This is a genomic window from Orenia sp. (assembly GCF_055140805.1).
This window is the reverse complement of sequence record NZ_JBSQYM010000083.1, coordinates 1-12777: the sequence shown is the minus strand read 5'-3', so window position 1 is coordinate 12777 and position 12777 is coordinate 1. Positions and strand designations below refer to the sequence as shown.

Here is a 12777-nt window from a genome sequence, read left to right as displayed (position 1 = left end):
TATAATGATAAATTTACTAGCCACAGGTTTCAACCTGTGGTGATGGTGATATGTTACACTACGGGTTAAAACCCGTAGCTAAAACTTAAAGTGTCGCAACACCCCCATTAAGTGTCATTTTAAATCTATTTATCTATAGCCAGAATAAAATATAATATTGGAATCTATTAAAAATAAAGAGGATTATTAGACAATAAGTAGAAATATAAGAAATAATTTAATGGAATTTTAATTAATTATTCTAGATCGCCTTTTATTTACATGAGAAATTTAATATAATATATACTAGATTTGAGTTATTATATTAATTATTTAGGACACAAGCCGATTTTGTGGAAGGAGGTAGGTTGATGGGATTTTTTGATTTTTTAAAGTCTAAGCCAGAAGAAAAAAATAAGGTTATAGCTAGAAATCCATTAAATTTACAGGTAGAAGATATTGTAGAGTATGATTTAGTAGAATATAAAGTTATAGGTAAGTTGATTTATGAAGAGGGTGGATATATCTGGTATGATTATCATCTTTTTGATGGTCAAGAACATCTATGGTTAGGTGCTGAAGATGATGATGAGTTAGAGATCGGGCTTTATAAGAAGCTTGATGTAAATCATCAATTATATGTTCAACTACAGGATGAAATTCCAAGAAAGTTGACTTATGAAGGTAAAGATTATACTTTAATTGAAAGTGGTAATGCTAATATCAGAGCTGAAGGAAGAGTAGGAGCCAAGACTGGTCAAAGAGTTCAGTATTGGGATTATGAAGCCAATGATGGTAGTGAGATTTCTGTAGAGAAATGGGGCAATGAATTAGAGATTAGTATAGGACAAGAGGTTAAAGAGAGTTTGTTAGAGTATTATCCAGGAGCGAAGAGTGGAGAGTGAAGAGTTTGCTATTCTAATAACTAATAACTATTAACTTTTAATTATTAACTAAAAATGGGGGTTGAATAATGGGTATCTTTGATCGTATTAAGACTGTCATGAGTGGTAAGGCTAATGAAGCTATTGATAAGTGGGAAGATAAGAATATTGAAGTTGTTGTTAAAGAGGAGATTCGCAAGATGAAAGATGAGTATCGTCAAGCAAAATCAGCTGTTAATAAATCTATCACTTTGGTAAAAGAGGTAGAAGCTAAAAGAAATGAAGCTAAAGAGGAGATGGAGCACTGGAATGAGCGGGCTAAACAGGCTTTAGAGGCAAATAAGGAGGATTTAGCACGTAAGGCCTTAGAGAAAAAACAAGAAGCTGAAAAGAATTATAGTAAATATAAAGAGCAAGCAGAAGCTAGAAGAAAGACTGCTGATTTACATAAGAGAAAGCTTGAAGAATTGAAGGAGAAGATCGAAGAAGCAGAGGATAAGCAAGATGAATTGATTGCTGAAGCTGAGAATGCCAAGGCTACTACAGAAATCAATGAGACTTTAAATGGACTTGGTAATTACTCTGCTGCTGATGATTTAGATAGATTATCATCTAAGGTTGATAAGATGAAAGCTAGAGCAGAAGCAAGTAATGAGCTATACGATGAGTTAGAGAAGGATGATTTAGAAGCAGAGTTTGAAAAGTTAAATGATAATGATTCAGTAGATGATGAATTAGCGAAGTTAAAAGCTGAAATGGGTAAAGAAGATAGCAATAAGTAGATTAAAAATATAAATTTATGATAAAATAAGGCCTCTTAAGTGAGGCTTTATTTTATCGTAGCTTTTTACTTTGGTTTTAGGTAGTTTGGGGGAGGTAGTTAGTAAAAAATCTAACCATTCAACCACCTCCCCACCCACCTAACTTCGAAACTGTTGTGAGTACTAATTATTTTGAAAGGAGATATAATATGTTTAATGAATCCTTTACAGTTGGAATTATTGTGTTAATCATCATGATTGTAATTGGGGTAGCACTTTTTCCTAGTGCATCAATTGCTAAAAAAATTGATAAAAATTTTAAACTAAGTAGAAGAGATAATGATGTGCTAATCTATCACTCACCTTATAATCTAACTAGTACTTCTAGTAAGATTAGTGGCTTGAAAAGACCACGGGATATTAAAAGCTCTGATAATAATAGATTTTTATTATATGAGAACTATATTGTTGTATTAAAGCCTAGAGGGTTGAATAATACCGATATTGAGGTAATGGGTCATAGAAGAGCTTATAATCGTTATCGAAGTCCAATAGTAAATTATTGGGGGGGAACTATTCGTAATGGTAGTATTGGAAGATCTTCTACAAGAGGTGGAGGCTTTGGTTTTGGGAAATAAAAATTAATGTAAATTGATTGGCGGGGTGTAGTTATGGCTAGAGAGAATAATTTAGAAGAAATTAAGATAATAACTCCATTGATGTTTTGTGCTTTTTTTGTATCAATTTCTGGAATTACTTATCAATTAATTATTGGAGGAATATCATCCTATCTTTTGGGTAATAGTATTTATCAATTCTCTATAACTATTGGACTATTTATGACAGCTTTAGGGATTGGCTCATTATTTTCAAAGTATATTGAAGAGGGTTTGATGAGTAAATTTATGCTGGTAGAGACTCTATTAGGTTTGGTTGGTGGAATTACTGGAGTACTATTGTTCTATAGTTATGCTAGTTCAGATCTTTATATAGTTATAATGTTCTTGTTGATTATAAGTATTGGTTCTTTAACTGGTTTAGAGTTGCCTTTATTGACTAGAATTATAGAGGAGTATGAAGATTTAAAGATAACTTTGGCGAATGTCTTATCAGCTGATTATATCGGTGGGTTGATTGGGTCGTTATTATTTCCGATTATTCTCTTACCTAACTTTGGTTTTATTGAGACTAGTTATATTATGGGAATCTTAAATCTTATTGTAGCGGGGATAGTCTATTTTAAATATAGAAAAAGGATGAAACTTGATAAATTTATTGGAGTATTTTTAGTTGTGATTTTGCTATCATTGATTTTTGGAATCAGTACAGTTAAAAGTACCGAATCGTATATAGAACAGAAGTTATATCAGGATAATGTGGTTTACTCTAAACAGAGTAAGTATCAAAAGATTGTAATCACTAAGGATAAAGATGATGTTAGATTATTTTTAAATGGCAATATACAGTTTTCTTCTAGAGATGAATATCGTTATCATGAGTCCTTAGTACATCCTGCTATGAGCCTTGTAAAGAGGAGAAGCAGGATTTTAATTTTGGGTGGTGGAGATGGTTTAGCAGTTAGAGAACTGTTGAAGTACCCAGAGATTAAAGAGATTGATTTGGTAGACTTAGACAAGTGTATGACCGATTTGGGGCAGAGCTCTAAGTATCTATTAAAGTTCAATCAAGGCTCTTTAGCTGATAAGAGGGTTAAGATTTATAATCAGGATGCTTATCAGTACTTAGAGGAGAGTGATAAGCGTTATAATTTAGTAATAGTAGATTTACCAGATCCTAATGATGAGAGTTTGAACAAGCTCTATACAGTCAATTTCTATCGGATGATATATGACCATTTGGCGAATAGAGGGGTAGTAGTTGTGCAATCTACTTCCCCATACTTTGCTAGCAAGGCTTTTTGGATGATTCATCATACCATTAAAAAAGCAGGATTTTATACTAGACCCTATCATGCTTACTTAGCTTCCTTTGGAGATTGGGGATTTAATTTAGGAACTAAGGGCTTTGAATTTGAGATTGAAGACTTAAAAGTAGAGGTAGATACAAAGTTCTTAACCACGGAGATATTACCAAGCCTCTTCTATTTTGGAGAGGATATCTTAAAGGTTAGAGATTCGGTAGGAGTCAACACCTTAACTAGACCAACATTGATTAGAAATTATAATCAGGCTTGGGAGGATTATTGATTAAGGAGGATATTTTAGTATGTTTAATGTTTTGGTACAGTATTTTAAAAAGTTTAAATTTAAATTAGACCGCCATACCTTTCATTGGTTGATATTTGTTGCCATACTTATTCTAGTTTGTAGTGCTATTTTGATTATGTTAGTAGAGCCTGATGAGCAGTTTAGTAACTTTACAGATGCCCTCTGGTGGGCGATTGTAACTGCTACTACTGTGGGCTATGGTGATAAGTATGCTGTTACTTTATTGGGGCGTATTATATCAATTATAGTGATGCTGTTAGGAATTGGAATCGTTGGAGGTATTACAGCAAAATTGGCTGATATCTTTATTGAATTCAAAAGAAGAAGGGAGTTAGGTGAATTGGAGGCTGAATATACTGGACATATAGTAATTTGTGGTTGGAGTAGCAAGGCTAAGGAGATAATCAACCAGATTTTGAATGAAGATCTGGAGAGAAAGCAGATGGTCTTAGTTGCCGATATTGAACGTGATCCTTTTTTAGATAATAAATTAATACACTTTGTCCGTGGTGATATTACTAGAGAAGAGGTTCTCAAAAGGGCAGGTGTACAAAGAGCTAAAAGTGCAATAGTCTTAAATGCTGATGAGAATGATGCTACTACTGTGCTGACGGTATTAACTATTGAAACTCTTAATCCTGATATCTATACTATAGCTGAGATTAGTAATAGTGAAAATAAGGTTCATTTAAAAAATGCCAATGTCGATGAGATAATAGTCAATAATCAGATTAATAGTCAATTAATGGTGCGTTCAGCTTTATATCAGGGAACTTCTCAAGTTATCAGCGAATTATTATCAAATCAGAGTGGTAACGAGATTTATATCTTTGCTGCTGATAATAAGGATATAGGAAATAATTTCTTAGAAGTATTCACTAGATATAAGCGAGAAGATGATATCATTTTATTAGGGATTAAACGAGAAGATGAGATTATCACCAATCCAGCTAATGATGAAAAGGTACAAACAGGTGATAAGTACTTTTATATTGCTAAGACTAAAGCTAAATAGGATTTATCAAAGAAGCCTGAGGGCTTCTTTTTCTTTTGATGGGATATTTTATTATGTGATTTTAGAACGGAGTTTAATGGGGATAGTGGGACACTTTCGTGTCGGGAATCAGGAGTCAGGAACCAGTTATCAGTAAAACAGACTGATTCCAGATTCCCGATTTCTGACACACAAGTGTCGCAATATCTATATTTAACCTCACAATTAACTTTTACTCTAAAGTTGTAGTTTTGTATTGAGTTATATTCTTGTTTTTATATTTATACTCAATTAATTTCAAATATGATTATCAAAATTGGCATTGCTAAAATATACTATTATCAGAAAGGAGGGAAAGAGGATGGATGAATATAGATTAAATGTTGAAAGCTTAAAGAATAGTTGTACTTTAGAAGGGATTAATTTTGAAACAACAGCTGATGTTACACCTGCTAAAGAGATTATTGGGCAGCAGGAGGCTGTTAAGGCGATAAATTTTGGTCTGGATATAGATCATCCTGGCTATAATATTTTTGTTGTTAATTTTTCTGGTTGTAAGGAATTAGAATATATCAAAGCTTTGGTGGGTAAGAAGGCTCAAAAAGAAGGAAAGTCAGTTGATTGGTGTTATGTCTATAACTTCTCTAATCCAAGTAAACCTAGATACTTGGAGTTGTCAGTCGGACTAGGAAGAAAGTTTAAAAAAGATATGGAGGGGTTTATAGAGAATATCGAAGATGAGATTGCTGAATTATTTGCTGGTGAAGAGTATCTTAAGCAGAAAAGAGAGATAAAGAGTAAGTATCAAGATATAAGTACTGCTTTATTTAATACAGTTACAGAGCAGGTCAAAGAGAAAGGTTATCTTTTAGAGAGGGAGAAAGAGGGTTTTTCTATTATTCCTATTAAAGATGACGGAAAGCCAATGAGAGAAGAAGAATATAAGAATCTATCAGCCCAAGAGCAGGATCAAATTGATGAGGACACTAAAATGATTCAACAGTTATTAGACCAAACTTTTGCTAAAATTGATAAATGGAATGAAGAATTTACTGAAGAGATTGAGAGTTTAGATTATCAATTAGCTGAGAAACTTATAGATACCCATTTAGATGAGTTGCTTCAAAAATATTCAGATTTTAATAAAGTAGTAGATTATTTAGGGGAGCTAAGAGATGATATACTACATAACTTAGATGATTTTAAAGAAACTAATGAGCCAAGTAATTCTTTATTGTTATTTGCAGAGGATAATAGCAGAGATTATTCTACTAAATACGAGGTCAATCTTTTGATTGACAATAGTAAAGTAGAGGGAAGTCCAGTGATCATAGAGAGTAACCCTACCTACTATAATTTAACTGGTAGAGTTGAATACAGTAACAAATCTGGAGAATTAGCTACAGACTTCACCAATATTAGAGCTGGATCTTTACACAAAGCTAATGGAGGATATTTGATTTTAGAAGCTAAAGATCTATTAACTAATTTCAAGTCATGGCAGTTAATTAAGAGAGTTTTAAAGTCTAGAAGGTTGAAGATGGAGAATATAGGTGAAGAATTTGATAAGATTCCTTTGGCAACCTTAGAGCCTCAACCGATTCCTATAGATGTCAAGATTGTTATTATTGGAGATGTTGAGTTATACTATCTTCTTTATCAATATGATCAAGAGTTTAAAGAGTTATTTAAAGTAAAAGCTGATTTTAAAAGTGAGATGGAACTAAGTAAAGAGAGTACCTATAAGATAGTCCAATTTATCAGTCGTGAGTGCCAAGAGAATAACTTTTTACCTCTTAATCGTCAGGCAGTAGCTAAGATAATCGAGTATCTCTCTCGTAGAGTAGATAGTCAGAAGAAGGTTACTACCAAATTTACAATTATAACAGATCTATTATGTGAGGCAGATGAATGGGCGAGATTAAAGGGTAAGAATATTATTAGTAAAGAAGAGATAGATCAGAGTATAGTAGAAAGAATTAAGCGTTCTTCTAATTATGAAGAACGGGTACAAGAGTTATATCGTAAGCATAAGCTATTAATTGAAAGTGAAGGATGGAAAATAGGGCAAATTAATGGTCTATCTGTATTAGATTTAGGCGAATATTCCTTTGGTAAGCCAGTTAAGATTACAGCCTCTGTTTATAAAGGTAACCGTGGAGTTGTTAATATTGAAAGAGAGGCAAAGATGAGTGGTAAGATTCATAACAAAGGATTATTAATCTTAACTGCTTATCTAGGTGAAAAGTTTGCTCAAGAGCTACCTCTATCTTTATCGGCTAGTCTCTGCTTTGAACAGCTCTATTCTGGGATAGATGGTGATAGTGCTTCAAGTACAGAGTTATATGTTCTATTATCAGCTCTAGCAGAACTTCCGATCAATCAAGGAATAGCAGTAACTGGTTCTATCAATCAAAAAGGGGAGATACAACCAATTGGTGGTGTGAATGAGAAGATAGAAGGGTTCTTTAAGCTATGTGAAAGTAGAGGGTTAACAGGTGAACAGGGTGTAATAATTCCAATTCAAAATGTTGATGACTTGATGCTCTCTGATGAGGTGATAGCAGCAGTAGCTAAAGATCAGTTTCATATCTATGCTATTAGCCATGTAGAAGAGGGAATTGAGATTCTAACAGGTAAAGAGGCAGGTTTTCTCCAAGATGATGGAACTTATCCTGAAGGAAGCATTAATTATCTGGTTCAAGAGAAAATAAATAAATGGTCTGAACAGAATGATCAAGAAGAATAGTTTAAATAATTTCTGCTTACTGCTGTCATAGGAGGAGAATGCAACATTTTTGGTGGTTAGGTAGTTAGGTGGGTAGGTAGGTCAGGTTAGCTTGGAACTCAACATCAAAGTAACTATCCACCTAATATACAACGCATTATATTCTACACTAAATAATATTTTTAAGCTTTTATTTTTTTTTAAACTCTTTATAATATCTAGCTCCTGCTCCTACAATAGCTGTAGCAAAGGCGATAGCACCAGCTATCAATAAGGTGTTAATTCCTTTCTCTAGTCCCTTGATATATTCTCCTTGAAGAATGAAGAGCATAGTATTATAAGCAGGAACCCCTGGTACTAAGGGGATAATTCCTGCTATAACAAAGATAGTTACAGGAATTTTCATAATTCTAGCAAATATCTCACTACAGATTCCTACAATAAGAGATGCTATAAAAGAAGAGATAACAATATTGTAAGAGGTCAGTTGTTCAAGAAAGATAAAACTTCCCCAACAGATAGTACCAGTTAAACCTAGTAGCCATAAACTCTTTTTAGGTGCTTGAAAGATAGAGCCAAAGGTTATTACTAAGATGAAAGAAGCCACTAATTCTAATAAAATATTCATTAATAGAGCACCCCCAAAGAGATAGCTGCTCCTACAGCTAAGCTGATAGCAATTAAGGTTGCTTCAATACCTCTACTGGTAGCTGAAATTAGATCTCCACTGATTGCATCACGGATAGAATTGGTCAAAGCAACCCCTGGAACAAAGGGTAAGATAGCACTTACTGTGATTATCCCTAGATTATCACCTAAGCCATGTTTATAACAGAATAATGAGATGATTCCTGCGATAAATCCTGCTACTATTTCTGGGATAAAATTAATATCTCTTAAAAAGCCCATCTTCTTGATAACAGCTTGAGCACCTAAGCTGGCTAAGATTGTAGGGATTAGATTGATATAGCTTGCTCTCATTAAGATAACATTCATAGAAACTCCAAAAGAGATAAAGAGTAGTCCAAATTTTAATTTTTTTTTGAATTTACCTTCATTGATAGCCCTTAATTCAGCCATAGCTTCTTGATGAGTTAAAGTTCTTGTTTGTAAATTTCTTGAAAAGTTATTAACTTGACTGATCTTAGTTAAATTTATCCTTCTTTTATGTATTCTTTTAACTATTGTCTCTGAGCTACCATGTCCATCATCAATTGAGATGAAGATGCCTGTTGGTGTTACTAAACTATCTACATATTTTATCCCATAGGCATAGCAGATACGATTCATAGTATCTTCAGTTCTATAGATTTCTCCACCATTACTGAGAATGATATTTCCAGCATAAGCTGCAATATTTAAAATCTGCTTTGGTGTAGTCATTTTAACACCCCTTTATTAGAAATGAGCTTTCTCTATTGTAACATAAGTTGAGGTGGAATTTAAAGTTAAGTTTTTATATTTGATATGTATGAGTTGATTTTAGAGAATATCATTTGAATCATTCTTTATTATGACTACTAGTAAATAAAAAAATCGCCAGAAGGCGATTTTTTTATAGCAATCCAGATGTTCCATTTTCAATCATGTTCTTTATCTCTTCAGCAGAATGACCTTGACCATTGATTATTGGAGTAGCAATCTCCCTCATCTCCATCAAGTTAGAATCCTCTCCATTGGTAATCACTGCTGAAACTTCTCCTAGATTATCAGCATTTAAGTCATCAATCTCATAACCATATAGATGAAGATGTTTTTTTAAATTTGATAAGCTCCCATCTACTGCAATTCTACGATTGATATCCATAATTTAACGACCGCCTTTCTTGTTAAGTATTTTGTTGTAAATTCTTTTATTATTTTGGCTTTAACTTTGATATAAAATACATGAATTTCTGGTATTTATTTTATTTAGGTCGATTAAATTGTGATAATAACGATTAATACTTCTAAGTTCTATTTAATATAATGTAGATAAGACTTTAATGTTTTTCTTTATTAAAGATAAGTTTATTATTGAGGTTAACCTCTAAATATTATAATTTATAGTTGAATAATTAGGTTTTCTCTCAGGAAAATTTATAAGTTGGGAGGAAATAAGATAAAGTATAAGGATTTATTTTTATCAATTTTTTCGATGGCAGTGTTTTAAATGTAGAGGAGGGGAGTCTCTTGTGAGAATTTCGAACAAAGCAGTAAGGCAAGGTAGAGCAAGTAGCTTAAACACAAGTACTAATATTTATCAAGTTTTATTTGAAAAGGCGGCCACTGCTATGTTAATTAGTGATAAGGATAACCGTGTATTTTTAGTCAATAGAGAGTTAGAGAATTTAATTGGTTATTCCAAAGATGAGTTGGAAGGAAAGATGAGTTTGAAGGATTTTATTAGATCAGAGGATGTAGAAAGGATTAGTTGTTACCATAAACATCTTAGAAGAGATGATGGTATTGCTAATAATTATGAGGTTAAAATCACCCACAAATTGGGGATAGAAAGAATAGCTTTATTACAAATTAGTTTAATCAATGGTGGCAGTAGAAGTATAATTTCATTAATAGACATTACAGGGCGTAAGAAGTTAGAGGAGAGAATGATTTACCTAGGGTATCATGATGATTTAACAGGGCTTTATAATCGTTATTATTATGAAGAGATGATCGGAAAATTAGATAGGAGAGATAAGTTACCCTTAAGTATAATTATTGCTGATAGTAACTGCTTAAAGATGGTCAATGATACTTTTGGGCATGAAGAGGGGGATAGAGTTATACAGATTATAGCTGATATTTTGCAAGATAATACTAGAGAGGGTGATATTGTAGCCCGGTGGGGTGGTGATGAGTTTGGCATTTTATTACCTAATACTTCATTGAAAAATGCTACTAAAATTATTGAGAGAATTAGAGTATCATGTAGAGAGTGGAATAAAGGTTTAGTTACTCCTAGTATTGCTTTAGGGGTGGCTACTAAGACTGAAATTGATCAAAGTCTTAGACAGATAATTAATATAGCTGAAAATAGAATGTATAATGATAAGTTAAAGAATAAAAGAAGTGTAGATAATTCATTGATACTATCTTTAGAGAGATCTTTGTTAAGTAAAGACCATGAAATCCGTAGCCATATTAGAAGAGTGAAGTCTTTGGCTGTAAAATTTGGCAAGACTTTAAATTTACCTTCAAAAGAGTTAGAAAAACTTTCTTTATTAGCTCGTTTACATGATATCGGTAAATTAGGGTTAGCAGAGAGTTTACTTACTAAAAAGGGTATTCTGACTATTGAAGAGTCAAATCAACTTCAAAGGCATTGCGAGATTGGTTATCGAGCTGTTAAAAACTTTCAAGAACTATTACCTATTGCTAACTCTATTTTATTTCACCATGAACGTTGGGATGGCAAAGGTTATCCTCAAGGGTTGCAAGGAAAAGAGATTCCTCTTTTGTCAAGGATTATCAGTATAGTAGATTTCTATGATAAATTGATTAGAGAGAAGTGCCATCAGCAAGTTTTAGAAGAGCTAGAGAAGAAAAAAGGAGCAGAATTTGATCCAGAATTGGTAGATAAATTTATTGGTAGTGATATATTTTAAGAGAGCAATCTTGCTATTGATAAGTTGCTCTCTTTTAGTCTCTCTTAGTTAAGCTATTTAGTTGAACTAAATACAATTAACTTCAGCTTTAAAATTCCCCTAATAGATAAGCGATAAACTGCTGGGCTGTTCTACCTGAACGGCCATTATTCCACATCTCCCATTGAATTGCTCTTTCTTCTAGTTCGTCATTGGGTAAATTGATATTATTTTGTTTAGCTAATTCTTTGACTATTCTTAGGTAATGCTTCTGTTGTGGTGATTCATAGGAGATAGTGATACCAAAACGACTAGCCAGAGATATCTTCTCTTGGATTGCATCAGATAGATGAATCTCTCCATTTTCTTGGTCACGGTCACTCCATTTTTCCTTAATTAAGTGTCTGCGGTTTGAAGTAGCATAGAATAGGACATTATTTGGTTTTACTTCTATCCCACCTTCTATAATTGCTTTCATATACTTGTAATCTGTTTCAAAGTCTTCAAAGGAGAGATCATCCATAAAGATAATAAAGTATAGCCCTCTGTCTTTAAGTATCTCCAATATTTTTGGCAGTTCTTTCATCTGATATTTAGCAAGTTCAACTAAACGTAATCTCTGTGGAGCATATTTGTTTAGCAAGGCTTTAATCGATGATGATTTACCAGTACCACTATCTCCATAGAGAAGTACATTATTAGCAGGTCTATTATTTAAGAAAGCTTCTGTATTTTTGATTAGTTTGTCTTTTTGGCTCTGATAGCCTATCAACTGCTCAAAGAGAATGGGGTCACTATTTTGAATGCCTATTAAAGAATCCCTCTTCCATCTAAAAGCTTTGTAATAGGCTAGTTTACCAGTACCAAAAGTATAATAATATTTACTCAGTTTCTTTAGGAGTATCTCTATAGAGTTAATGTTATTAAAATCTTTTTTTAAATCTTCTAATCTTGTTTGAGATTGATTTTGATATCTTGTAGCTAATGTTGATGGGGAGAAGTTATTGATAAAATTATTCTTTTGAATATTTAAAAGTTGACCAAGATTATTTAAGTCAAATTTATATACTTCATTCAAAATTTTCAAGTCATTGAGTGCTAATTGATAGATACTTCCTTTTAGATCTTGATTCTTTTCACAAGCAAGACTAAAAGGATTTTTATTTTTAATAATTAAGTTCAAGAGATAGTTCTTCCAAAGGTCACCTTTGTAGCCTTCTTTTTCTCCGATTTCAATCAATTTAGTTAAGATATCATAATAATCTATCTGTAACTCCTCAACAGACGATCTTTCCTTGATCTTTACAATTAAAGTCCTTACCTTCTGAATTAGATTGTCCGTTAAAATCCCACGATAAATTAGTAGCTTATTTAACTTTGAAACAGAATCAACTCTTACTAAACTATCCATTATTATATCCCTCCAAGAATCTGTTAGTTGCTAACTATTTCGACATCAAGTTCAATAGACCTTTAAAACTATTATATCAATTACTATAGTCAGATTTCTGCTAATCTAGAAATTAATATAATAAATAGATAGTGCGACACTTTTTATAATGATAAATTTACTAGCCACAGGTTTCAACCTGTGGTGATGGTGATATGTTACACTACGGGTTAAAACCCGTAGC

General features: G+C 32.6%; 11 protein-coding genes. 7 read left to right on the top strand and 4 right to left on the bottom strand.

The window, feature by feature from the left end:
- The first annotated feature begins 350 nt into the window (after positions 1-350).
- The 6 genes from ACTCDL_RS09465 (at position 351) to ACTCDL_RS09440 (ending at position 7595) form a co-directional block, all read left to right on the top strand.
- Positions 351-884: a DUF4178 domain-containing protein gene (locus ACTCDL_RS09465; protein WP_463176059.1), complete on the top strand. Its 534-nt coding sequence runs from the start codon at positions 351-353 to the stop codon at positions 882-884.
- A 68-nt stretch (positions 885-952) separates the two neighbouring features.
- Positions 953-1645, top strand: a complete 693-nt coding sequence (locus ACTCDL_RS09460; protein ID WP_463176056.1) for a PspA/IM30 family protein — start codon at positions 953-955, stop codon at positions 1643-1645.
- A 188-nt stretch (positions 1646-1833) separates the two neighbouring features.
- Positions 1834-2262: a DUF4247 domain-containing protein gene (locus ACTCDL_RS09455; RefSeq protein ID WP_463176055.1), complete on the top strand. Its 429-nt coding sequence runs from the start codon at positions 1834-1836 to the stop codon at positions 2260-2262.
- Positions 2263-2295: 33 nt separating this feature from the next.
- Positions 2296-3831 carry a polyamine aminopropyltransferase gene (locus ACTCDL_RS09450; RefSeq protein ID WP_463176052.1) on the top strand — a complete coding sequence of 512 codons (1536 nt, stop codon included), beginning with the start codon at positions 2296-2298 and terminating at the stop codon, positions 3829-3831.
- Positions 3832-3850: 19 nt separating this feature from the next.
- Positions 3851-4867, top strand: coding sequence for a potassium channel family protein (locus ACTCDL_RS09445; RefSeq protein ID WP_463176051.1), 1017 nt, complete (start codon positions 3851-3853; stop codon positions 4865-4867).
- Between the two features lie 340 nt (positions 4868-5207).
- Positions 5208-7595, top strand: coding sequence for a Lon protease family protein (locus ACTCDL_RS09440; RefSeq protein ID WP_463176050.1), 2388 nt, complete (start codon positions 5208-5210; stop codon positions 7593-7595).
- A gap of 169 nt (positions 7596-7764) precedes the next feature.
- On the opposite strand, the gene ACTCDL_RS09435 is transcribed toward ACTCDL_RS09440, so the two are convergent.
- The 3 genes from ACTCDL_RS09435 to ACTCDL_RS09425 form a co-directional block, all read right to left on the bottom strand.
- Positions 7765-8202 (bottom strand): threonine/serine exporter family protein, encoded by a 438-nt coding sequence (locus ACTCDL_RS09435; protein ID WP_463176048.1) that lies wholly within the window; start codon positions 8200-8202, stop codon positions 7765-7767.
- Entirely contained in the window at positions 8202-8957 is a 756-nt protein-coding gene (locus ACTCDL_RS09430; RefSeq protein ID WP_463176047.1) for a threonine/serine exporter family protein, read from the bottom strand. The genes ACTCDL_RS09435 and ACTCDL_RS09430 overlap by 1 nt, the downstream gene beginning before the upstream one ends.
- A 172-nt stretch (positions 8958-9129) precedes the next feature.
- On the bottom strand, positions 9130-9381 hold the full coding sequence (locus tag ACTCDL_RS09425; protein ID WP_463176045.1) for a YkuS family protein: 252 nt from the start codon (positions 9379-9381) through the stop codon (positions 9130-9132).
- Between the two features lie 367 nt (positions 9382-9748).
- On the opposite strand from ACTCDL_RS09425, the gene ACTCDL_RS09420 reads away from it, so the two are divergent.
- Positions 9749-11164 (top strand): HD-GYP domain-containing protein, encoded by a 1416-nt coding sequence (locus ACTCDL_RS09420; RefSeq protein WP_463176044.1) that lies wholly within the window; start codon positions 9749-9751, stop codon positions 11162-11164.
- A gap of 88 nt (positions 11165-11252) precedes the next feature.
- On the opposite strand, the gene ACTCDL_RS09415 is transcribed toward ACTCDL_RS09420, so the two are convergent.
- Complete coding sequence (locus ACTCDL_RS09415; protein WP_463176043.1) at positions 11253-12554, bottom strand: ATP-binding protein; 1302 nt, start codon at positions 12552-12554, stop codon at positions 11253-11255.
- Between the last annotated feature and the right edge of the window lie 223 nt (positions 12555-12777).